At 72.2% G+C, this 21,788-nt stretch carries 21 protein-coding genes; 16 read left to right on the top strand and 5 right to left on the bottom strand.

The window, feature by feature from the left end:
• Positions 1 to 14: 14 nt before the first annotated feature.
• From A4R25_RS29615 to thpR, 5 genes are all read left to right on the top strand, one after another.
• The gene (locus A4R25_RS29615) at positions 15 to 1,496 is read left to right on the top strand and encodes an NCS2 family permease (RefSeq protein WP_043327162.1); all 1,482 of its coding nucleotides are present in this window, start codon (positions 15 to 17) and stop codon (positions 1,494 to 1,496) included.
• Positions 1,497 to 1,557: 61 nt separating this feature from the next.
• Positions 1,558 to 2,007, top strand: a complete 450-nt coding sequence (locus A4R25_RS29610) for a MarR family winged helix-turn-helix transcriptional regulator (protein ID WP_030503565.1) — start codon at positions 1,558 to 1,560, stop codon at positions 2,005 to 2,007.
• A 68-nt stretch (positions 2,008 to 2,075) separates the two neighbouring features.
• Positions 2,076 to 3,362 carry an MFS transporter gene (locus A4R25_RS29605; protein WP_064448807.1) on the top strand — a complete coding sequence of 429 codons (1,287 nt, stop codon included), beginning with the start codon at positions 2,076 to 2,078 and terminating at the stop codon, positions 3,360 to 3,362.
• Positions 3,363 to 3,437: 75 nt separating this feature from the next.
• Positions 3,438 to 3,947, top strand: coding sequence for a hypothetical protein (locus tag A4R25_RS29600; RefSeq protein ID WP_064448806.1), 510 nt, complete (start codon positions 3,438 to 3,440; stop codon positions 3,945 to 3,947).
• A 4-nt stretch (positions 3,948 to 3,951) separates the two neighbouring features.
• Entirely contained in the window at positions 3,952 to 4,515 is a 564-nt protein-coding gene (gene thpR / locus A4R25_RS29595) for an RNA 2',3'-cyclic phosphodiesterase (RefSeq protein WP_064448805.1), read from the top strand.
• Between the two features lie 80 nt (positions 4,516 to 4,595).
• Here thpR and A4R25_RS29590 read toward each other — a convergent pair whose 3' ends face one another.
• The 4 genes from A4R25_RS29590 to A4R25_RS29575 form a co-directional block, all read right to left on the bottom strand.
• Entirely contained in the window at positions 4,596 to 5,582 is a 987-nt protein-coding gene (locus A4R25_RS29590) for an aldo/keto reductase (protein WP_064448804.1), read from the bottom strand.
• 64 nt (positions 5,583 to 5,646) lie between these two features.
• Positions 5,647 to 6,726, bottom strand: coding sequence for a septation protein SepH (gene sepH, locus A4R25_RS29585; RefSeq protein WP_043327153.1), 1,080 nt, complete (start codon positions 6,724 to 6,726; stop codon positions 5,647 to 5,649).
• 191 nt (positions 6,727 to 6,917) lie between these two features.
• The gene (gene serC, locus A4R25_RS29580; protein WP_064448803.1) at positions 6,918 to 8,045 is read right to left on the bottom strand and encodes a phosphoserine transaminase; all 1,128 of its coding nucleotides are present in this window, start codon (positions 8,043 to 8,045) and stop codon (positions 6,918 to 6,920) included.
• 251 nt (positions 8,046 to 8,296) lie between these two features.
• Complete coding sequence (locus A4R25_RS29575) at positions 8,297 to 9,403, bottom strand: citrate synthase 2 (protein ID WP_043327149.1); 1,107 nt, start codon at positions 9,401 to 9,403, stop codon at positions 8,297 to 8,299.
• A gap of 273 nt (positions 9,404 to 9,676) precedes the next feature.
• Here A4R25_RS29575 and pdxH point away from each other — a divergent pair, with 273 nt between their 5' ends.
• From pdxH to A4R25_RS29540, 7 genes are all read left to right on the top strand, one after another.
• A complete protein-coding gene (pdxH, locus tag A4R25_RS29570; protein WP_051611271.1) occupies positions 9,677 to 10,306 on the top strand; it encodes a pyridoxamine 5'-phosphate oxidase in 630 nt (209 codons plus the stop codon).
• Positions 10,303 to 11,595, top strand: coding sequence for an MFS transporter (locus A4R25_RS29565; RefSeq protein ID WP_043327145.1), 1,293 nt, complete (start codon positions 10,303 to 10,305; stop codon positions 11,593 to 11,595). Before pdxH ends, A4R25_RS29565 begins: the two co-directional genes overlap by 4 nt.
• 16 nt (positions 11,596 to 11,611) lie before the next feature.
• Positions 11,612 to 12,538, top strand: a complete 927-nt coding sequence (locus A4R25_RS29560; protein WP_043327144.1) for an aldose 1-epimerase family protein — start codon at positions 11,612 to 11,614, stop codon at positions 12,536 to 12,538.
• 2 nt (positions 12,539 to 12,540) lie between these two features.
• A complete protein-coding gene (locus A4R25_RS29555; protein ID WP_064448802.1) occupies positions 12,541 to 13,143 on the top strand; it encodes a nitroreductase family protein in 603 nt (200 codons plus the stop codon).
• A 54-nt stretch (positions 13,144 to 13,197) separates the two neighbouring features.
• On the top strand, positions 13,198 to 13,503 hold the full coding sequence (locus A4R25_RS29550) for a type II toxin-antitoxin system VapB family antitoxin (protein ID WP_013283726.1): 306 nt from the start codon (positions 13,198 to 13,200) through the stop codon (positions 13,501 to 13,503).
• 31 nt (positions 13,504 to 13,534) lie between these two features.
• On the top strand, positions 13,535 to 14,695 hold the full coding sequence (locus tag A4R25_RS29545; protein WP_043327140.1) for an acyl-CoA dehydrogenase family protein: 1,161 nt from the start codon (positions 13,535 to 13,537) through the stop codon (positions 14,693 to 14,695).
• Between the two features lie 99 nt (positions 14,696 to 14,794).
• On the top strand, positions 14,795 to 15,583 hold the full coding sequence (locus tag A4R25_RS29540; RefSeq protein ID WP_043327138.1) for a DUF4230 domain-containing protein: 789 nt from the start codon (positions 14,795 to 14,797) through the stop codon (positions 15,581 to 15,583).
• A gap of 86 nt (positions 15,584 to 15,669) precedes the next feature.
• On the opposite strand, the gene A4R25_RS29535 is transcribed toward A4R25_RS29540, so the two are convergent.
• Positions 15,670 to 15,873 (bottom strand): PspC domain-containing protein, encoded by a 204-nt coding sequence (locus tag A4R25_RS29535; RefSeq protein WP_043327136.1) that lies wholly within the window; start codon positions 15,871 to 15,873, stop codon positions 15,670 to 15,672.
• 893 nt (positions 15,874 to 16,766) lie between these two features.
• On the opposite strand from A4R25_RS29535, the gene A4R25_RS29530 reads away from it, so the two are divergent.
• The 4 genes from A4R25_RS29530 to A4R25_RS29515 all read left to right on the top strand — a co-directional run bounded on the left by A4R25_RS29530 (position 16,767) and on the right by A4R25_RS29515 (position 21,775).
• Entirely contained in the window at positions 16,767 to 18,137 is a 1,371-nt protein-coding gene (locus tag A4R25_RS29530) for an L-serine ammonia-lyase (protein WP_064448801.1), read from the top strand.
• Positions 18,138 to 18,203: 66 nt separating this feature from the next.
• Positions 18,204 to 19,031: an ABC transporter permease gene (locus A4R25_RS29525; RefSeq protein WP_064448800.1), complete on the top strand. Its 828-nt coding sequence runs from the start codon at positions 18,204 to 18,206 to the stop codon at positions 19,029 to 19,031.
• Positions 19,032 to 19,775 (top strand): ABC transporter ATP-binding protein, encoded by a 744-nt coding sequence (locus tag A4R25_RS29520; protein WP_030503547.1) that lies wholly within the window; start codon positions 19,032 to 19,034, stop codon positions 19,773 to 19,775.
• Positions 19,772 to 21,775 (top strand): CDP-alcohol phosphatidyltransferase family protein, encoded by a 2,004-nt coding sequence (locus tag A4R25_RS29515; protein ID WP_064448799.1) that lies wholly within the window; start codon positions 19,772 to 19,774, stop codon positions 21,773 to 21,775. Before A4R25_RS29520 ends, A4R25_RS29515 begins: the two co-directional genes overlap by 4 nt.
• Positions 21,776 to 21,788: the final 13 nt, after the last annotated feature.

The following is a 21,788-nucleotide window of genomic DNA, read 5'->3' as shown; positions in this document are numbered from 1 at the left end:
CCAGATGAGGAACCATGTCCATTGCTCCACCGCCCGATCACGGCACTCCGCCCGATCCCGCGCATCCACGTAACGGCTTCGACCGCTTCTTCCTGATCTCGGCACGCGGGTCCACGCTGAGCCGGGAGCTTCGGGGCGGTTTCGCCACGTTCTTCACGATGGCGTACATCGTGGTGTTGAACCCGCTGATCCTCGGCAGCGGGAAGGACGGCGACGGCCGTTCGCTGGCGATTCCGGCGCTCGCCGCGGCGACCGCGCTGGTCGCCGGCCTGATGACCATCCTGATGGGCGTGGTGGCCCGGTTCCCGATCGCGCTCGCGGCCGGCCTGGGTGTGAACGCGCTCGTCGCGTACGAGATCGCGCCCCAGATGACCTGGGCGGACGCGATGGGCCTGGTGGTCATCGAGGGTGTGCTGATCGGCATCCTGGTGCTCACCGGACTGCGTACCGCGGTGTTCCGGTCGGTGCCGACGCAGCTCAAGACCGCGATCGGCGTCGGCATCGGTCTGTTCCTGACCATCATCGGCCTGGTCGACGCCGGGTTCGTCCGGCGTGTGCCGGACGCGGCGAACTCCACCGTGCCGGTCGGGCTGGGCATCAACGGCAAGATCGTCAGCTGGCCGATGCTGGTCTTCGTGGTCGGCCTGCTGATCACGCTGGTCCTGGTGGTACGCCGGGTCCGGGGCGCGATCCTGATCGGCATCCTCGCCTCCACCGTGCTGGCCATCGTGGTCGAGGCGATCGCCAACGTCGGCCCGTCCTTCGTCGACGGCAAGCCGAACCCGAAGGGCTGGGCGCTGAACGTGCCCGAGCTGCCGAAGCAGATCGTGGACGTGCCCGACCTGTCGTTGCTGGGCCAGTTCAACGTGCTGAACTCGTGGAGCCGGGTCGGCTGGCTGGTGCCGCTGATGTTCATCTTCACGCTGCTGATCACGGACTTCTTCGACACCATGGGCACGATGGTCGCGATCGGCCAGGAAGGGGACATGCTCGACGAGACGGGCACCCCGCCGAAGGCCAAGGAGATCCTGCTCGTCGACTCGATCGCCGCCGCGGCCGGTGGCGCCGCCTCGGTGTCCAGCAACACGTCGTACATCGAGAGCGCCGCAGGTGTCGCGGAGGGCGCCCGGACCGGCGTGGCCAACCTGGTCACCGGCAGCCTGTTCCTGCTGGCCATGTTCCTCGCGCCGCTGTCGTTGATCGTGCCGTTCGAGGCCGCGTCGACGGCCCTGGTGGTGGTCGGCTTCCTGATGATGACGGCGGTCCGCACGATCGACTGGACCGACTACGAGATCGCCATCCCGGCGTTCCTCACCATCGCGCTGATGCCGTTCACCTATTCGATCTCCAACGGCATCGGGGCCGGCGTGATCAGCTTCGTGCTGCTCAAGGTGGCGAAGGGTAAGGCCCGGGAGGTCCACCCGCTCCTGTACGGGGTCGCCGCGCTGTTCATCGTGTACTTCCTGCGCGGGCCGGTCGAGTCCGTGTTGCTCTGACGCTGGTGAGCCTGGTCATAACGCGTGTCGTTAGCCAGGCTCATTAGTTAAGCTAACTACCGTGACGGAGCGGACGGTGACGGCGAAACGCGTGCCACCGGCGCAGCTGGCCCCTCAGCTGCGAGATGCGATCACCCGGCTCAACCGGCGGGTCCGACAGGCCCGGCCGGTCGGCGACCTCACAGTCACCCAGCTGTCGGCGCTCACCAGCCTCAACCTGGCGGGCGCCCTCACACCACGGGAACTCGCTGATGTCGAACGGGTGCAGCCGCCCACGATGACGAAGATCGTCGCGAAGCTGGAGGAGCGGGGCCTCGTGCAACGCACCCCCCACCCGACCGACGGACGGCAGGTCATCCTGGCGGCTACCGAAGGGGGACGGGCCGTACTCGACCAGTTCGAGCGGGCCCGCAACGAGTGGCTGGCCACCCGGCTGGCCGAGCTCACCGAGGACGAACGCGAAACGCTACGGCGCGCCGCGGACATCCTCCAGGGCATCGCTCGCGCCTGACACCGCCGCCCGCGGTTCGCTTCGTCAGCTGTGGATGAAGCGTACCGACGCAAGGAGGCGCACCTAGAGTGCAGGCCAAATTGAGCACGATGTTCCAGTCCCTACGGGTCCGTAACTACCGACTCTTCGCCACCGGGCAGCTGATCAAACTGATCGGCGTCTGGATGATGTTCATCGCCCAGGACTGGCTCGTGCTCGAGCTCAGCGACAACTCGGCGACCGCGCTCGGCGTGGTCACCGCGTTGCAGTTCACGCCCGTACTCCTGCTCACGCTGCTCTCCGGACGGCTCGCCGACCGCTACGACAAGCGGATGCTGCTCTTCGTCGCCAACGCGTTCTGGACCGTGCTCGCGCTGGCCATGAGCGTCCTGGTCCTGACCGGCCTGGTGCAGCTCTGGCACGTCTTCACGTTCGCCGCCCTGCTCGGCGTCTCCAACGCGGTCGAGACACCGGTCCGTCAGGCGTTCGTCTCCGAGCTGGTCGGCATGCCGCTGCTGCCGAACGCGCTCTCGCTCAACGCGGCAGTGTTCAACTCCGCCCGGATCGTCGGCCCCGCCGTCGCCGGCCTGGCCATCGCCGCCGTCGACGTCGGCCCGGTCTTCCTGGTCACCGCGCTCAGCTCGATCGCCCCGCTGGTCAACGTGGTCCGGATGCGTACCGAGGAACTGCACCGCAAGGACCTGCCGCCGGTCGGCGAGCGGGACCAGGCCCGGGTGGTCGACGGCCTCCGGTACGTGGCACGCCGCCCCGACATCCTGCTGCCGATGGTCCTCATGTCGGTGATCGGGATGAGCCTGTTCAACTTCCAGCTCACCCTCGCCGCGCTCGCGAAGACCGTGTTCAACACCGGCGCCGCCTCGTTCGGCCTGTTCAGCACCGCGCTCGCGGCCGGTGCGCTGGTCGGGGCGCTGGCCGGCACCGGACGGCGCAGCCGGCCCTCGGTCTGGCTCGTGCTCGGCGCCGCGATCGGCTGCGCGGTCTTCGGCACGCTCGTCGGGCTCGCCCCGGCGTACTGGCTGGTCGTGGCGCTGCTGCTGCCCGCCGGGTTCTTCATGATCTACTTCGCCCAGGCCGCCAACCAGCGCGTCCAGCTCGGTGTCGACGCCTCCTTCCGGGGACGGGTGATGGCGCTGTGGGTGCTGGTGTTCCTGGGCACCAACCCGGTCGGCGCGCCCCTGATCGGCTGGGTCGCCGAGCACTACGGCGCGGGCGCGAGCATCTGGGCCGGCGGCCTGATCTCGCTGACCGCCGCGCTGCTGGCGCTCACCTGGCAGCTGCGCCGCTCCGGCGCCCGGCTGCGGATGCGGGTGCTCCCGATGCCCCGCTTCTACGTCGTGTCGCCCGGAGCCAAGTAGCCCCGATAGCCGGTCGTACCGGCCCGATTACCCAAACGGGTGGCGGGCCGGTGCGGCAGGGCTTAGCGTCGATGTGTGGAAGTGGGGCAGGGACTGCTGCTGGCGCTGGCGATCCTCGCCGTCTGCTGCCTGCCCGCCCTGTTCGCGCTGCTGTTCTGCGCTGACGAGATCATCGACCGGGTCGCGTGCGGGTGGGCCGAGTGGCGGGAGCAGCGCCGGGAACGCCGTACCATCGCGCGGCTCGACCGGGCCATCGAGTCCGAGGCGCTGACCCGCGACATCGACCTCACCGAGTTCGACCGGGACGGCCGACGGCCGCTGGACCAGCTCGCCACCGACCTGCGCCGCCTCGGCGGCCACCGGCTCGCCGCCAACGACCGCAGCGTGGTGTGGCACGGCGCGGTCATCGAGGCGTACGACGAACGGCTGCGCGCCGCCTGCCGGGCGCTCGGCATCGACGAGCACCTGGCCGAACTGGACGGCGTCGACCGGGAGATCGAACGGGTACGCGTCGAAGGGCTGCTGCACGCCGCCGGGCTGACGTTGCCGGCCGCCCGCGCCGCGCACCACCAGCGGCACCGCTGACCTGGTGCGTCTCTTCGCGGCGATCTACCCACCTGCCGTGGCGGTCGCCGACCTCACCGCCCGGGTCAAGGGCCTGCGGATCGCGGCCGCCCGCCACGCCCGGCTGGCCGATCCGGCGGACCTGCACCTCACGCTGGCCTTCCTCGGCGAGGTGCCGGACGTCCGGCTCCCCGACGTGAAGCACGCGCTCGCCTCGGCCGCCCGGACAGCTCGTACCCCACTGCTGCGCCTCGCGGGCGGCGGCAGCTTCGGTCAGGGCCGGTCCACAGTGCTCTGGGTCGATGTACGCGGCGACGTCGAGGCGCTCGACGCGCTCGCCCGCTCGATCCGCGGCGGGCTGCGCGAGGCCGGGCTGCCCTGCGACGACAAGCCGTTCCGGGCGCACCTGACCATCGCCCGCCCCGGTGACCGGGTGCCCGAGGCCGACCTCCACGCCGACCGGGACACCCTCAACGGGTACGCCGGCCCACAGTGGTCGGCCGGTGAGGTGATGCTGACCCGCAGCCACCCGGGCCGTACGCCCCGCCACACGCGCATCGCCGCGTGGGCGCTCGCGCCGGCGCGTTGATGCGGGCGGCGCGTTAATTCGGCGGCGTGTTAAGAAGGGGCCCCTTCTCTACCTGAGGCGTTAAGAAGGGGCCCTTCCTTTCACCAGGCCCAGGCCTCGGGGCCGGGGCCGCCGTTGCCTACGGGCGGGAACAGCTCGTCCAGGCGGGTCAGCGTGGGCTCGTCCAGGTGGACGTCGAGCGCGCCGAGGTTGCGGTCGAGCTGGTCCATGGTGCGCGGGCCGACGATCGGGGCGGTCACACCCGGACGGGACAGCAGCCACGCCAGCGCCACATCCGCCGGGTCGTGTCCCAGGTCGGCGCAGAGCTTCTCGTACGCCTCGATCGTGCTGCGGTGCTCGGCCAGCGCGTCGGCCGAGCGGCCGGTGGTGCCGCGCGCCGCGCTGCCCTCGGCCATCTTGCGGATGATGCCGGAGAGCAGCCCGCCGTGCAGCGGCGACCACGGGATGATGCCCAGCCCGTAGTGCTGGGCGGCCGGCACGACCTCCAGCTCGACGTACCGTGTCAGCAGGTTGTAGATGCACTGCTCGGAGACGAGGCCGAGGAAGTTGCGCTTACCGGCTGCGGCCTGCGCCTGCGCGATGTGCCAGCCGGCGAAGTTGGACGAGCCGACGTAGAGCACCTTGCCCTGCGCGACGAGCGTCTCCATCGCCTGCCAGATCTCCTCCCACGGCGTGGCCCGGGAGATGTGGTGCATCTGGTAGAGGTCGATCGTGTCGCTCTGGAGGCGGCGCAGCGAGTCCTCGCAGGCCCGGATGATGTGCCGGGCGCTCAGGCCCTGCTCGTTGGGCCACTCGCCCATCTTGCCGTACACCTTGGTGGCGAGGACGACCTTGTCGCGGCGCCCGCCGCCCTGGGCGAACCAGCGGCCGACGATCTGCTCGGTGACGCCCTCGCCGAGCTTCCAGCCGTAGACGTTCGCGGTGTCGAAGAAGTTGATCCCGTGTTCGAGCGCCCGGTCCATGATGGCGAAGCTGTCCGGCTCGTCGGTCTGCGGACCGAAGTTCATCGTGCCGAGGCAGAGGCGGCTCACGGACAGGCCGGTGCGTCCCAGGTTCGTGTACTCCATGGCTCCACCCTGGCACGCCGGCACTTGGAGTGCCCTCTCAACGAGCCAGGGTGGAGCTTGCGGATCAGGAGGATTCGCGGGCCGCCGGGCCGGTGCCGAAGAGCACGTCGTCCCAGCTCGGCAGCCGCTTGCGCGGCTTGCCGCCGGCCTCGGTGGACTCGCCGCCCGCGCCGCCGGTCGCCGCCGCGGCACCGGTGCGCCGCGGCCGCAGCACTGCCAGCGAGGGTACGGCCGGGATCTCCTTCGGCGCGTCCGAGTCGTCGTCGAAGGCCGAGCCCTGCCCGCCCCCGAGCAGCGCGGCGGCGCCACCGGCGACGGCCCGCTGGCGGGGCGCCTCCTGCGCGGCCGGGGAGCGGGTGTCGAGACCGCGCCCGGACGTGCCGCCGAGCGGCCGGTCCAGCGAGGCGAGCAGCGCGTCCCGGCCGGCGCGGATCGGGTCACGCCCCGGACGGGCGTGCTCGGAGGCGGCCGGCAGGCCGTGCCCGCCCCGGCTCGGCTCGCCACGCGACGGACCGGGCAGCGCGTGACCGCCCCGCTCCGGCGCCGGCTCCTGGCCGAGGATCGGCGTGGGCCGCTCGGCGCAGAGGTATTGCGCCATGTCGTCGTGCGGGGCGACGTTCTGCCGGGTCTTGTCCAGGTCCCACACCGCCTGCGCGGTGGCCTTGCCGGACGGCCAGGTCGCGATGATCCGCCAGGTGCCGTCGTCGCGGCGGTAGGCGTCCCACGAGATCTTCTCGGTGTCGATGCCGTGCTGGGCCAGCCGGCCGTTGACGACCTCGGCCAGCGGGGTCGGCTTCTCCGCGCCCTTCAGCCGGGTGCGGCGGGCGTGCTGGGCGAGCATGGCCCGCTCCTGGAGCACCGGGCCGGCGTAGCGCAGCACCCGGTCGACCGGCACGCCGGCGATGCGGGCGACGTCCTCGGCGGACTCACCGGAGCGGATGCGGGCCTGGATGTCCCGTGGGGACAGCGACGGCGTCGGGTCGGTGGCGCTCGGCACCACAGCGAGCGGCGGGGCGCCCGGCTCGGCGTGCAGCGCCGACGCGATCCGCTCGTCGATGGGCAGCGCCAGCAGGCGCCCCACCTCGTCGGCGAGCACCAGGGCCTGGCCGTCCTCGGAGAGGGCGACGAAGCGTACTGGGCGCATGGGCTTGCCTCCGTCCCGCTTCGCTGGCCGTCACGCCACGGGAGCCGGCCACCCGGGCGTCTCGCACCACCGTACGCTCATCTACCCGCCGATGGGGACTGCGACACCCCGGCATGTCGTGACTGAGCTGCGGTAATGATCACGGTGGGTGGCCGCCGGAGCCCTGACGGCCACGCACCGTGACGGCGTGATCAGAGTCGCTCGACCACGTAGTCGATCGACGCGGTGAGCGCCTCGACGTCGGCCGGCTCGACGGCCGGGAACAGCGCCACCCGCAGCTGGTTGCGGCCCAGCTTGCGGTACGGCTCGGTGTCGACGATGCCGTTCGCGCGCAGCACCTTGGCGATCGCCGTGGCGTCCACCCCGTCGGCGAAGTCGACGGTGGCGACCACGTTGGACCGCAGCGCCGGGTCCGACACGAACGGGGTGGCGAACGACGAGCGCTCGGCCCAGCCGTACACGATGCCGGCGCTCTCGGCGGTGCGCTTGGCCGCCCAGGCCAGCCCGCCCTGGGAGTTCATCCAGTCGGTCTGCTCAGCGGCCAGGAAGATGGTCGCCAGTGCCGGGGTGTTGTACGTCTGCTCCAGCCGCGAGTTGTCGATCGCGGTGACCAGGTCGAGGAAGGCCGGGATGTAGCGGCCCGACTCCTTGATCTCGGTGGCCCGGGCCAGCGCGGCCGGCGACATCAGGGCCAGCCAGAGGCCACCGTCGGAGCCGAAGCACTTCTGCGGGGCGAAGTAGTAGACGTCGGTCTGGGCGACGTCCACGTCCAGCCCGCCCGCGCCGGAGGTGGCGTCGACCAGCAGCAGCGAGCCCTCGTCGGCGCCCGCCACCCGGCTGATCGGCACCGCGACACCGGTGGAGGTCTCGTTGTGCGGGGTGGCGTAGACGTCCACGCCGGCCTCGGCGACCAGCGTCGGGGCGCTGCCCGCGTCGGACTTGCGCACCGTCGGCTCGCCCAGGAACGGCGCATCCTTCACCGACTTGGCGAACTTGGCGCCGAACTCGCCGAAGCTGGCGAACTGGGCCCGGTCCCGGATCAGGCCGAACGTGGCGACCTCCCAGAACGCGGTGGTGCCGCCGTTGCCGAGCACCACCTCGTACCCCTCGGGGAGGGAGTAGAACTCGGCCAGGCCGCGGCGCAGCCGGGCGACCTGGTCGCGGACCGTCTTCTGCCGGTGCGACGTGCCCAGGTAGCTGGTGGCGACGTCGGCGAGGGCGGAGACCGCGGCCGGACGGACCTTGGACGGGCCGCAGCCGAATCGTCCGTCGGCGGGCCTGATCTCGTCGGGAATCCGGATGGTCGGTGCGTCAGCCACGGTCTTGAAGATCCTTCCGCATGGGCGAGAGGTGAGCTGGCAGGGCGCGGACGAGGTGCTGCCGCGTGGCGGCGGGCGTCCGAGCCCGTTCCGGCGACACTGCCACGGCAATCCTCGCACCTGCTCCGGGCCGTCCGGCGGCCAGTCCCACGCCGGTCGGTGAGGCGTCCGCCACACGGGCCGCGAGCCGGTCCCGGACGTGCCGGAGCCCCGCTCCACCGGCGGGTGGAAGCGGGGCCCCGGGCGAGACGTCAGACGCCGTGCGGGATGGCGTCCCAGCCCTCGACCTCCTGCGGCTTGCGCGAGCCGTGGCCGACGTACGTCGCCGACGGGCGCACCAGCCGCTGGAGCTTCTTCTGCTCCAGGATGTGCGCCGACCAGCCGCCCATCCGCGCGCAGGTGAACATCGAGGTGAACATGTGCGCCGGCACCTCGGCGAAGTCCAGCACCACCGCCGACCAGAACTCGACGTTCGTGGCGAGGACGCGGTCCGGGCGGCGGGCCTGCAGCTCGGCCAGCGCGGCCTTCTCCAGCGCCTCGGCGACCTCGAAGCGCGGCGCGCCCAGCTCCTTGGCGGTGCGCCGCAGCACGCGGGCGCGGGGGTCCTCGGCCCGGTAGACCCGGTGGCCGAAGCCCATCAGCCGCTCGCCCCGGTCGAGCACGCCCTTGACGTACCCGTCGGCGTCGCCGCTGCGCTCGACCGCCTCCAGCATGCTGAGCACCCGGGACGGGGCGCCGCCGTGCAGCGGGCCGGAGAGCGCGCCGATGCCGGAGGAGATGCAGGCCGCGGCGTCCGCGCCGGTGGAGGCGACGATCCGGGCGGTGAAGGTGGAGGCGTTCAGGCCGTGCTCGGCGGCCGAGATGAAGTACGCGTCGACGGCCTTGACGTGCCGCGGGTCGGGCTCACCCCGCCAGCGCTTCATGAACCGCTCGACGATGGTCTCCGCCTTGTCGATCTCCTTCTGCGGCACGGCCGGCAGGCCCAGGCCGCGCGCCGACTGGGCGACGAAGGACAGCGCGGTGACCGACACCCGGGCCAGGTCCTCGCGGGCCTGCTCGTCGGAGATGTCGAGAAGCTGGCTGAGCCCCCAGTACGGCGCCAGCATGGCGACCGCGGACTGCACGTCGACGCGGATGTCACCGGAGTGCACCGGCACCGGGAACGGCTCGGCCGGCGGCAGGCCGGGGCCGAACCGGCCGTCCACCAGCAGCGCCCAGACGTTGCCGAACGAGACCTGGCCGATCAGGTCCTCGATGTCCACGCCCCGGTAGCGCAGTGAACCCCCCGCGCGGTCGGGTTCGGCGATCTCGGTCTCGAAGGCTACGACGCCCTCCAGGCCCGGTTTGAAATCGGACATGTCGTCTCCTGGCTTCGGCTCGGCGCGCCCGGGCGGGCTGATCGAGCCCCGCAGCTCAGGCGACCCTTCAGGGATGTGGTTCGGAACATCTTGCCCGGTGGGTAACCGGCTGCGCGACCCACAGCCACTGTGCGCCACACGACATCCCCGCCGCTGGCCGTCGGTGAGAGAGGGAGAAGACTGGGTACCGGGGCCTGGCCAGCGTCGGGGGACGCCGGCACGCCCGGGAGAGGGACGAGCACAGTGACAGGCGACACACCCGCACCGGCCGGTATGCGTAACGAGTACGCCGCCGACCTGGGCCTGACCGAGGCGGACCTGGCGCCGGACTGGCACACCCAGTTCGCCCGCTGGTTCGCCGACGCGGTGGCACATCCGCTGCCCGAGCCGAACGCGATGGTGCTCGGCACCGCCGACGCCCGGGGCCGGCCCAGCGGGCGCACCGTGCTGCTCAAGGGGTACGACCCGGAGGGCTTCGTCTTCTACACCAACCACGGCTCGCGCAAGGGTGCCGAGGTGACCGGGAACCCGTGGGCCAGCCTGGTGTTCCCCTGGTTCCCGATGCAGCGGCAGGTGACGGTGACCGGCCGGGTCGAGCCGGTGGACCGGGCCGAGACCGAGGCGTACTTCGCCAGCCGGCCGCGCGGCTCGCAGCTCGGGGCGTGGGCCAGCGCCCAGTCGACGGTGGTGCCGGACCGCGCCGCGCTCGACGAGGCGTACCGGGCGGCGGCGGAACGGTTCGCCGACGTGGACCCGATCCCCGCGCCGCCGCACTGGGGCGGGTTCCGGGTCCGGCCCGAGACGGTCGAGTTCTGGCAGGGCCGGGCCAGCCGGCTGCACGACCGGCTGCGCTTCCGGCGTACCGGGAACGGGGTTTTCGTCGTCGAGCGGCTCGCGCCGTGACCGACGTCACGCAGGCCCGGCGGCGGGGTGCGCGCCGCTGGGCGATCGACCTGCGCCCGCTGCGCGTGCCCGCGTACCGGCGGGTCTGGACCGGCAACGCGATCGCGATGTTCGGCTTCCAGTTCACCGCCGTGGCGGTGCCGGTGGAGATGTTCGACCTGACCGGCGGCTCGCTCTGGGTCGGCCTGCTGGGCATCGCCGGTTTCGTGCCGCTGCTGCTGTTCGGGTTGTGGGGCGGCGCGATCGCCGATGCCCGGGACCGCCGCCGGGTGCTGCTCGTCGGCGGTTGCGTGCTCTGGGCGTCGACGCTGGGGCTGCTGGTGCAGTCGCTGGCCGGCGTGCGCAGCCCGCTGCTGCTCCTGCTGCTCGTCGCCCTCCAGTCGACCGCCTTCGCGATCACCTCACCGGCCCGCAGCGCGATCCTGCCCCGGCTCGTGCCGGCCGAGCTGGTCCCGGCGGCAACCACGCTGAACTTCACCACGTTCACCGCCGCCGCCGTCTTCGGCCCGCTCGCCGCCGGCCTGATCTTCGCCGGGTGGGAGGTCGGGACGGCGCTGCCCATCGCGTACGCGGCGGACGCGCTGCTGTACACGGCGGCGCTCTGGGCCACGCTGCGGCTGCCCGCGATGCCGCCCGCGCCGGACCCGGACGGCGGCGTCCGCAAGGCCGGGCTGGCCAGCATCGTCGACGGTTTCCGCTACCTGGCCACCACGCGGGTGCTGCTGCTGTCCTTCGCCATCGACCTGATCGCGATGATCCTGGCCATGCCGCGGGCGCTCTTCCCCGAGCTGGCGCAGGAACGCTTCGGCGGCGCCTCGGCGGTGGGCTGGCTCTACAGCTCGATCGCCATCGGCGCGATGCTGGGCGGCCTGACCTCCGGGTGGATCGGCCGGGTACGCCGGCAGGGCCTCGCGCTCACCGTGGCGGTGGTCGGCTGGGGCGTGGCGATCGCGCTCGCCGGGCTGGCCGGGCAGTTGTGGGTGGCGGTGGTGCTGCTGGGCGTCGCCGGCGCCGCCGACCTGGTCAGCGCCACGCTGCGCCAGTCGATGCTGCTGGTCTACGCGCCGGACCGGATGCGGGGCCGCCTCCAGGGCGTGAACACCGTCGTGGTGGCCGGTGGCCCGCGTCTGGGCGATCTGCGGGCCGGCGCGACGGCCGCCGGGTTCGGCACCGGCGTCGCCATGGTCGGTGGTGGCCTGGCCGCCGCCGTACTCGCGGTGTTGCTGGTGGTGGCGTTCCCGGCGCTGCTGCGCTATCGCTCGACCACCCCCGCCGAGGAGCGCCACTGACGGTAGGGTCGCCGACATGGGGATCGACGTGCAGCCACCGTCCGGTACACAGTGGACCATTTCCGCCGACGGCCACGAGGCCGTCGTGGTCGAGGTGGGCGGCGGGCTGCGGGCCTACCGGCACGACGGCGTGGACTACCTCGACGGGTACGCCGAGGACGAGGTCTGCCCCGGCTCGGCCGGTCAGGTGCTCGCGCCCTGGCCGAACCGGATCCGGGACGGCGTCTACTCGTTCGGGGAGCGGTCGTTCCAGCTCGACCTCACCGAGCCGGAGCGGCACAACGCGCTGCACGGCCTGGTGAACTGGGCGCGGTGGCAACTGATCGAGCAGTCGGCCCAGAGCGTGACGATCGGCTACGACCTGCCGCCCAGCCCCGGCTACCCGTGGGCGCTGCGGCTGCGGGCCCGGTGGAGCGTCGGCCCGGACGGGCTGCGGGCCGAGCACGAGGCGACGAACCTGTCCGGCGAGCCGGCGCCGTTCGGCTTCTCCGTGCACCCCTACCTGCAACTGCCGAAGGCCGGCGTGGACGGGATTCGGCTGCACCTGCCGGCCCGGCGGCGGGTGCTGGTGGACGGCCGCCTGCTTCCGGTCGGTGCGACCGAGGTGACCGGCTCCGAGTTCGACTTCACCAGCCCGCGCCCGATCGGCGACCTGGTCCTCGACACCGCCTTCGGTGACGTCGAGCGGGACGCCGACGGCGGCTCGGCGGTGACGCTCGGCTCGCCGGACGGCTCGTCCGGGCTGCGGATCTGGGCGGACCGCGAGTTCGGCTGGTGGCAGGTGTTCACCGGCGACACGCTCGGCGGGGAACGGCACCGCCGGTCGGTGGCGGTCGAGCCGATGACCTGCCCGCCGGATGCGTTCCGCTCCGGCAGGGACGTCATCACGCTGGAGCCGGGGCAGACCTGGCGGGGCGCCTGGGGCGTCCGGCCGGAGGTCTGAGCGTGGAGTTCGCCGAGGTAGTCCGCCGCCGCCGGATGGTGCGCAACTACGACCCCGACCGCCCGGTGCCGCCGGAGGTGGTGGACCGCCTGCTGGACCACGCGGTCCGCGCGCCGTCGGCCGGGTTCGCCCAGGGCTGGGGCTTCCTGGTGCTGGAGGAACCCGAGGACCGGGAACGGTTCTGGGCGGCGACCACGCCCGGTGGCGGCGGCCGGGAACGCTGGCTGGCCGGGATGCGCCGGGCGCCGCTGATCGTGGTGCCGCACGCCAACCGTGACGCCTACCTGGACCGCTACGCCGAGCCGGACAAGGGCTGGGCGGACCGCGCCGAGGACCGCTGGCCGGTGCCCTACTGGTACGTGGACACCGGCTTCGCGGCGCTGCTGATGCTGCTCACCGCCGTGGACGAAGGGCTGGGCGCCTGCTTCTTCGGCATTCCGCCGCAGCGGATCGAGGCGTACCGGGAGGCGTTCGGGGTACCGCCGGAACTCAGCCCCGTCGGAGCCATCACAGTGGGTTATCGGGTCGTCGACCATCGGTCACCGTCGCTGCGTAGAGGGCGGCGTCCGGTGCAGGATGTGGTGCGGCGGGGACGGTGGACCTGAGCGGTTAGGCTGACATCCACATCGTCAGCCGGGCCTGGGGGAGGAGAGCACGCCGTGATCTTCAGGGCGGTCCGGGACGGGCGTCCCTACCCGGAGCACAACCTCACGCTGAAGCAGTGGGCCGAGATCCCGCCGCGCCCGCTGCGGCTGGACCAGCTCATCACCACCAAGCGCGAACTGGCGCTGGACAAGCTGCTCGCGGAGGACTCCACCTTCTACGGCGACCTCTTCCCGCACGTGGTCCAGTGGAACGGCGGCCTCTACCTCGAGGACGGCCTGCACCGGGCGCTGCGCGCGGCGCTGCAGCAGCGCAACCAGATCCACGCGCGCGTGCTGGTCCTCGGCGACCAGGGCGAGTGACGCCCGGCTGAGCCTTGGTTAAGGTGACGCCATGACTCCTCTGGACCTGCTCGACATCGATGCGTCGCTCAGCGAGGAGGAGCGGCAGATCCGCGCCGTCGTGCGCCAGCTCGTGACCGACCGGGTACGCCCGCACGTCGCCGGCTGGTACGAGGACGGCCAGGTGCCGGCCCGTGAGCTGGCCCGCGAGTTCGGCAAGCTCGGCCTGCTCGGCATGCACCTGACCGGGTACGGCTGCGCCGGCGCGTCCGCCGTCGCGTACGGGCTGGCCTGCCTGGAACTGGAGGCCGGCGACTCCGGCGTCCGCTCGCTGGTGTCGGTGCAGGGATCGCTGGCCATGTACGCCATCTGGCGCTTCGGCAGCGAGGAGCAGAAGCAGCGCTGGCTGCCCGCCATGGCGGCCGGCGAGGCGATCGGCTGTTTCGGGCTCACCGAGCCCGACCACGGCTCCGACCCCGGCTCGATGGCCACCCGGGCCCGCCGCGACGGCGACGACTGGATCCTCAACGGCAGCAAACTGTGGATCACCAACGCGCCGATCGCCGACGTGGGCGTGATCTGGGCGCGCACCGACGAAGGCGTGCGCGGCTTCGCCGTACCCATGGACACGCCGGGGGTGACGGCGCGCGAGATCCGGCACAAGATGTCGCTGCGCGCGTCACTGACCGGCGAGATCGCGCTCGACGACGTCCGGCTGCCGGCGGACGCGCGACTGCCCGAGGCGATCGGGCTGAAGGCGCCGCTGGGGTGCCTGACCGAGGCCCGGCACGGCATCGTCTGGGGCGCGCTCGGCGCGGCCCGCGACTGCCTGGAAACCGCATTGGAGTACGCGACCACGCGCACCCAGTTCGGCCGCCCGCTCGCCGGTTTCCAGCTCACCCAGGCCAAGCTTGCCGACATGGCGGTGGAGTGGAACAAGGGGATGCTGCTCGCGCTGCACCTGGGCCGTCTCGCCGACGCCGGCTCGCTGCGGCCCCATCAGGTGAGCGTGGGCAAGCTGAACAACGTCCGGGAGGCGCTCGCCATCGCGCGGCAGTGCCGCACGATCCTCGGCGCGAACGGCGTCTCCGGCGAGTACCCGGTGATGCGGCACGCCAACAACCTGGAGAGCGTGCTCACCTACGAGGGCACCTCCGAGATCCACCAGCTCGTCATCGGCCAGCGGCTGACGGGCCTGTCCGCGTTCGCCTGACCTGCGGTTTCACCCGATCGGGACGCTCGGCGGGCGACTGTCGCACGGTGGCCGTACCGTCTTTGTCAGTCGATGTGTCGGACGAGGACGGTGAGGGCGATGGCCCGCGACGGTGACATCAACGAGCCCACCCGGGAGTTCCCGGACTACCCCACCAGCGAGTCCCTTCGCGACCGGGCGGAAGGCTCGCCCGACCCGGGCCGCGATCCCGATCGCGAGCCCGGTCCGGGCGCCCCGGCGTCGGGCGGCGGCGCGGCTCGTGGCCTGCTCTGGGTGCTCGGCGCGGCGGCGCTGGCGGTGGTGGTGCTGCTCGGCGTGCAGGCCACCGGTCTGCTGCCCGACTTCCGCAACCCGTTCGCCAAGGAGCAGACCGACCGCAGCCAGCCGCCGCTGCTCAAGTCGATCCGTGACCTGAGCCGCTACGTCGCCGCCGAGGGCAACTTCCAGGTCGTGGTGGACGTGCAGAACGACCGGCGCAACGTGCCCGACTTCCTGCTCAACGAGCGCACGCTGTTCGTCGGGGCGGGCCGCGTCGAGGCGTACGTCGACTTCGCGAAGATCGCCGACGGCGCGGTGACGGTCTCCGAGGACGGCAAGTCCGCCGAGATCAAGCTGCCCGCGCCGCAGCTCGGCGAGACCGACCTGGACATGGACAAGAGCTACGTGTTCGCCCAGCAGCGCGGCCTGATCAACCGGCTCAACGACCTGGTGGCCGGCGACCCCAACCGGCAGCAGCAGATCTACAAGCTCGCCGAGGACCGGATCACCGCGGCGGCCCGCGACAGTGGGCTCGCCGCCCGCGCCGAGGAGAACACCCGCAAGATGCTGGAAGGGCTGCTGCGCTCGCTCGGCTACGAGAAGGTGACTGTCACCTACACCGCGCCCTGATCTTGGTGCGCTGACGCCGCGCGCCCGCCCCGATGGTCCGGGGCGGGCGCGTCGCGTGTGTGCCGGTGTCCCGGCTTCGTGTCGCGTCAGCGGGTGGCGAGGTAGCGGTCCTCGTTCGGCATCAGAACCCACAGGATCAGGTAGATGATCACCTGCGTGCCGGGCAGCAGCAGCGACAGCAGGAACAGCAGCCGGACCAGGCCGGCCGACATGCCGAACCGCTGCCCCAGGCCGGCGCAGACACCGGCGATCATGCGCCCCTGGCGGGGCCGGACCAGTTTGCGACTCATCGTCGTCTCCCACTTCTGCGGCGATCCGCCGCGCTGATTCCACGGTAGAGAGGGGTGCGCGCCGCGCCCTCGGCCCCGAGGATGATCGGCGACCCGGGCACCCGTAGGTGCATACCCCGGACCGTCCCCACCGACTCACCGCGGAGACTCCCGGGTCGCCGCCGCGGTTTCCGGTCCGAGGTGGTCCCGCAGTCACGGGTCGGGGAACTGCGGTTCCTGCTCAGCGCTTCCGCACTGCTGGACACACCATCAGCCCTACCTCCCGCCCCCTCCCGCTCCCCCTCCCGCTCCCGCCTCCCGCCCTCTGCCTCCCGCGATCTTGTACTTGAGGCCCTCGACGTGCCCTATTTGCTCTGGATTGACGGGGCGGGAAGTGCAAGATCGCGGCAGTTGACGGGGTGGCGTGCGGTGGGAGCCGCGCTCGGTCGCGTGTTGCGGCGAGTGCGTTCCGTGGTGCGGGACTGGCGTTCCGTTGAGTGGGATTCGTGGAGATCTTGGAAGGAAAGGGTCCCTATGGGGGCCGTTTGGTTCCAAGATCTGCCGGGAGCCGGGAGCCGGGAGCCGGGAGCCGGGAGCCGGGAGCCGGGAGCCGGGAGCCGGCCTCCCGCCGCGCTGTGCGGCGATCTTGGAGTTGTGGTGGTTCACGAAGGTCGTAAATGCCGCCATCCGGGCGCCACAACTCCAAGATCGACGGGGGGAGTGGGGGCCGGAGGGGACAGCGCTTCCTCGCGGGCGGGCATGGGGCGGAGTGGGGGCGGGTATCACGAGGGCGGGGTAGGCTCGCGGGTCGGGCGCCCCCACCCTGGGCGCCGGCCGTCCCGCCTGGCGGGGGCGGCAACCCCACGCACCGGCTCGGATCCGCACAACGGGGACGACGGCGAGGAAAGCAGCAAATGATCAGTGTTTTCGATCTTTTCAGTGTCGGTATCGGGCCGTCCAGCTCGCATACGGTCGGGCCGATGCGGGCGGCTCGTACGTTCGTGGCGGGTTTGAAGGCCGACGGGCAGCTCGCCGACGTGGCGCGGGTACGGGCGGAGCTGTTCGGCTCGCTCGGCGCGACCGGGCACGGGCACGGCAGTGACCGGGCGGTGCTGCTGGGGCTGGAGGGCGAGGTCCCGGAGACCGTCGACACCGACTCGGTGGGGCCGCGCGTCGAGCGGATCCGCACCCAGCGGCGGCTCGACCTGTTCGGCAGTCAGGGGGTCGACTTCGATCCGGACACGGATCTGGTGCTGCACCGTCGGCGGTCGTTGCCGTACCACCCGAACGGGATGACGTTCGCGGCGTACGACGTGGCCGGGAACGAGGTGCGGACGCGCACGTACTACTCGGTGGGTGGCGGGTTCGTGGTGGACGAGGCGGCCGCCGGGGCGGACCGGATCAAGGCGGACAGCACCCGTGTGAAGCACCCCTTCCTCACCGGCGCGGAACTGCTCACCGTCACCACCGGCACCGGGCTGTCGATCAGTGAGGTGATGCTCGCCAACGAGCTGTCCTGGCGTAGCGAGGCGGACGTGCGGGCGGGGTTGCTGGAGATCTGGCGGGTGATGCGCGAGTGCGTGGAGAGCGGCTGCACCCGTGACGGCGTACTCCCGGGTGGGTTGAAGGTCCGGCGGCGCGCGGCGGAGATGCGGCGCAGCCTGGAGGCGGAGACCGGCGCCCAGGATCCGCTGCGCGCGATGGACTGGGTGACGCTGTTCGCGCTGGCTGTCAACGAGGAGAACGCGGCCGGCGGGCGAGTGGTCACCGCGCCGACGAACGGCGCCGCCGGGATCATCCCGGCCGTGCTGCACTACTACACCCGGTTCGTGCCGGGCGCGTCCGAGGAGGGCGTGGTCCGGTTCCTGCTGGCGGCGGGCGCGATCGGTGTGCTGTTCAAGGAGAACGCGTCGATCTCCGGGGCCGAGGTGGGCTGCCAGGGCGAGGTGGGGTCGGCGTGTTCGATGGCGGCGGCCGGGCTGGCCGAGGCGCTCGGCGGTACGCCGGAGCAGGTGGAGAACGCCGCCGAGATCGGCATGGAGCACAACCTCGGGCTGACCTGCGACCCGGTGGGTGGCCTGGTGCAGATCCCGTGCATCGAGCGCAACGCGGTGGCCAGCATCAAGGCGATCACCGCGGCCCGGCTGGCGTTGCGCGGCGACGGGGTGCACCACGTGTCGCTGGACAAGGTCATCAAGACCATGCGGGAGACCGGCGCGGACATGAAGGTCAAGTACAAGGAGACCGCGCGGGGCGGGCTCGCCGTCAACGTGATCGAGTGCTGACCTCGTTGGGGTGATCCCGGCCCGCACCCGGCCCGGGAGCGCTACTGACAAAGCGACCATCATGCGGTGACGTCAGGCGTCGCGGCGCTCTGGTCCGCCCGCACCTCGCTGCGCATCCTGGTCCGGCGGGATCTCGCGGTGAAGTACCAGCAGTCGGTGCTGGGCTACTTCTGGTCGCTGATCGAGCCGCTCGGCATGGGCCTGATCTACTGGTTCGTCTTCGGCGTGCTCTACTCCGGCGCGACCCGGCGGCACCTGGGGGAGGCGGCCGGGTCGTACCCGCTGTTCCTGATCACCGGGATCTTCGCCTGGATGTGGGCGAGTTCGGCGCTGACCGAGGCCGCCAACGCGCTCACCGGGCAGTCCCGGCTGATCACCACGATGAACCTGCCCCGGCCGATCTTCCCGATCGGGCGGGTCACCGGCCGCTTCGCCGAGTACCTGGCCGGGCTGCCGATCCTGGTCGCCGTCGCGGCGATCTACGCGAGCCAGGGGAAGATCCGCCCCGGCTGGAGTCTGCTCGCCCTGCCGCTGGCGGTGGCGGTGCAGTTCGTGCTGCTGGTGGGCCTGGCGCTGCTGCTGTCGGCGGGCAACGTGCTGATGCGCGACATCGAGCGCACCATGCGGCTGATCATCCGGCTGCTGTTCTACGCGACGCCGATCATCTATCCGCTCGACCTGGTGCGGGAGTCGGGCATGCCGGGCTGGCTCAAGATCGGGTACGAGCTGAACCCGCTGGTCGGGATCTTCCAGCTGCACCACGCGGTCTGGTATCCGGACGAGTTCCCGGACGCCCGGCTTCTCGTCATCACGGTGACCGGCAGCGTGGCAGTTCTGGCGCTCGGCTGGTGGGCGTTCCACCGCCTCGAACCGGCAGTGCTGAAGGAACTCTGAATGGCCCCGATCATCGAGGCGGACGGGCTCGGTATCCGGTTCGTCCGCAACCGGCGCCGCCAGCTGCGGCTGCGGGAGCTGATCGTGCACCGGGGCGCCCGCGACCCGGACGCGGGCCGGTTCTGGCCGCTGCGTGACCTGTCGTTCCGGATCGAACCGGGCGAGACGGTGGGCGTGGTGGGGCGCAACGGCACCGGTAAGAGCACGCTGCTGCGGCTGATCGCCGGTGTGCTCATCCCGGACGAGGGCTCGATCCGGGTGCACGGCCGGGTGGCGCCGCTGCTCGAACTGTCCGCCGGGTTCTCCGGGGACCTGACCGGGCGGGAGAACCTGTACCTGGTGGGCGGGCTGCACGGACTGTCGTCGGCGTACCTGCGGGAACACTTCGACGAGATCGTCTCGTTCGCCGGTGAGCAGGTGGAACGCGCCATCGACACGTCGGTGCGGCACTACTCGTCGGGGATGAAGGTGCGGCTGGGCTTCGCGGTGATCGCGCACCTGCCGCACCCGGTGCTGCTTGTGGACGAGGTGACAGCGGTCGGGGACGCGGAGTTCCGCGCGAAGTGCTATGCGACCATCGAGCGACTTCTCGCGGAAGGGCGCACGCTGGTGCTGGTGTCACACAACGACAAGGACCTCACCCGGTTCTGCCGTCGGGGGCTCTACCTCGACGCCGGACGGCTGATCGTCGACGGGACGATCGACGAGGCGCTGGCGGCCTACGCCGACGCGGCGAAGCGGTGACGCTCGCGATCGTGCTCGCCGCCGACCCGGCGGCGGGCCACCTCACCGAGCCCGGCCGGCCCGCCGGGGAACCGCTCACCGAACGCCTGGCCGCGCAGTGGCGCCGGGCCGGGGCGGACGACGTGCGTATCGCCGCCGACCTGACCGAGCTGGCCGACCTGGTGGCCGCCGCGACCGGCCCGGTGCTGGTGAGCGGCGCGGACCTGGTGGCGCACACCGCCGTACTCAAGCATCTCGCGACCAGCCCGGTGGGGCCGACGGTGGCGCTGGTGCTCACCGATCCGCCCGCTCCCGGGCAGGCCACCGTGCGCGAGGAGCGCGGCCAGGTGGTCGAGGTCGACGCCGCCGACGCGAGCGGCGTGTTCGGCGGCGCGCTGCGGGTGGGCCCGGCCGACCTGCCGGCGCTCGCCGACGCCGCCCGCCGCGCCGCAGGCACCGCGCCGGATGCGCCGGACGCGCGCCTGACCGACCCGGCGTCCGCGCCGGGCGTCGGCGCAACGGACGGCGGGCCGCGGAACGCGGTGGACCGGCTCGTGGCCGACCTCGCCGCCCGCGGCACGCTGATCTTCGCCCAGCGGGTACGTCTGCTCGTGGCGCACCGGGTCGGCGACGAGGCGCAGCGGGCGGCGGCCGAGGCGGCGGTGGCCGCTGTCGACGAGGACCGGGCCGAGTTGAAGCTGTCGGTGAAGGAGCGGGACGACTTCTTCACCACGTTCTTCGTCAGCACCTGGTCCCCGTACGTCACGAAGGCGGCGGCGCGCATCGGGATCGGCCCGACCGGGGTCACCATGGTCTCGGTGGCGTTCGCGGTGGCCGCGGCGGTGCTGTTCGGCGTCGGTGGACGGCCCGCGCTGGTGGCCGGGGCGGCCCTGCTCTACCTGGGGTTCGTGCTCGACTGCGTGGACGGGCAACTGGCCCGCTACACCCGGCACTTCAGCGCCTGGGGCGGCTGGCTGGACACGATGGCCGACCGGTTCAAGGAGTACGTGGTCTACGCCGGTCTCGGCTTCGGGGCCACGCATGCCGGGTTCCGGTACGGCTGGGCGCTGGCGCTGGCCGCGATGACGTTGCAGACCGTGCGGCACATGACCGACACCTGGTACGGGGCGTTGCACGACGAGGCGGCCCGGCGGCCCAAGGTGGTGAGCGCCGACGCGGGCGGCATCGGCGGGAAGCTGAACGCCGCGTCGACGCGGGTGCAGGCGGACACCGGCTCGGTGTCGTACTGGCTGAAGCGCACTGTGGTGTTCCCGATCGGGGAGCGGTGGGCGCTGATCGCGATCGCCGCCGCGCTGTTCGGGCCGCTGGTGGCGCTGGTCGCGGTGCTGGTCTGGGGGGCGCTGGCGTTCGCGTACACCGGGGGGTTGCGGACCTTGCGGGCGCGGTGGATGCGGGTGCCGGTGATGGCCACTGTGGACGCGGGTCTGCACCGTGACGACGGCGTGCTGGCGCGGACGCTGCCGACCACGCGGCGGCCGCTGCTGCTGGCGGTGCTGGGCGCGCTCGGCGCGGCGGGGACGCTGGTGTGGGCGCTGCTCGCGGTGCACGGTGGCGGCGACCTGCCGGTCTTCGTGCCGGTGCTCGCGCTGGTGCTGCTGCTGGGTGCCGCGCAGGCTTCGCGGGCGCCGTACGAGGGGTCGCTGGACTGGCTGGTGCCGGCTGCGTTGCGGGCCGCCGAGTATCTGTTCGCCATCGCGGTCGGGGTGGCGGGCCGGGCACCGGCCTGGCTGATCTTCGGGTACGTGCTGGTGCTGACGCTGCACCACTACGACCTGACCGCCCGGCTGGAGAAGCGGCAGTCGGCTCCGCCGCTGCACGCCGCCACGCTGGGCTGGCCGGGGCGTTCCCTGCTGCTGGCAATCGGGCTGATCGCCGGATATGCGAGTATCGCTCTGGCTACACTCGGTGCGTACCTTCTCGTGGTTTTTGTCGCGAGCGTGGTCCTCGCCTGGGTGGTCCTGCCGGCCCGCGCCCGTGGGGGTGTGCGCTCGCCGGGCTGACGGAGGGCGGGCC

The organism is Micromonospora sp. NBRC 110037, assembly GCF_001652995.1.
GTDB classification, from domain to species: Bacteria; Actinomycetota; Actinomycetes; order Mycobacteriales; family Micromonosporaceae; genus Micromonospora; species Micromonospora chalcea.
Note: the sequence above shows the minus strand (reverse complement) of the source record. Positions and strands in the feature narration are given on the sequence as shown.

What these genes read in the sequence shown, in the direction of transcription:
- A4R25_RS29615 (WP_043327162.1), top strand. Translation starts at nt 15, where the DNA reads ATGTCCATTGCTCCACCGCCCGATCACGGCACTCCGCCCGATCCCGCG.
- pdxH (WP_051611271.1), top strand. Translation starts at nt 9,677, where the DNA reads ATGCGTAACGAGTACGCCGCCGACCTGGGCCTGACCGAGGCGGACCTG.
- A4R25_RS29535 (WP_043327136.1), bottom strand. Translation starts at nt 15,873, where the DNA reads ATGAGTCGCAAACTGGTCCGGCCCCGCCAGGGGCGCATGATCGCCGGT.
- A4R25_RS29520 (WP_030503547.1), top strand. Translation starts at nt 19,032, where the DNA reads ATGGCCCCGATCATCGAGGCGGACGGGCTCGGTATCCGGTTCGTCCGC.
- sepH (WP_043327153.1), bottom strand. Translation starts at nt 6,726, where the DNA reads ATGCGCCCAGTACGCTTCGTCGCCCTCTCCGAGGACGGCCAGGCCCTG.
- A4R25_RS29530 (WP_064448801.1), top strand. Translation starts at nt 16,767, where the DNA reads ATGATCAGTGTTTTCGATCTTTTCAGTGTCGGTATCGGGCCGTCCAGC.
- A4R25_RS29575 (WP_043327149.1), bottom strand. Translation starts at nt 9,403, where the DNA reads ATGTCCGATTTCAAACCGGGCCTGGAGGGCGTCGTAGCCTTCGAGACC.
- A4R25_RS29560 (WP_043327144.1), top strand. Translation starts at nt 11,612, where the DNA reads ATGGGGATCGACGTGCAGCCACCGTCCGGTACACAGTGGACCATTTCC.
- A4R25_RS29545 (WP_043327140.1), top strand. Translation starts at nt 13,535, where the DNA reads ATGACTCCTCTGGACCTGCTCGACATCGATGCGTCGCTCAGCGAGGAG.
- A4R25_RS29590 (WP_064448804.1), bottom strand. Translation starts at nt 5,582, where the DNA reads ATGGAGTACACGAACCTGGGACGCACCGGCCTGTCCGTGAGCCGCCTC.
- A4R25_RS29540 (WP_043327138.1), top strand. Translation starts at nt 14,795, where the DNA reads ATGGCCCGCGACGGTGACATCAACGAGCCCACCCGGGAGTTCCCGGAC.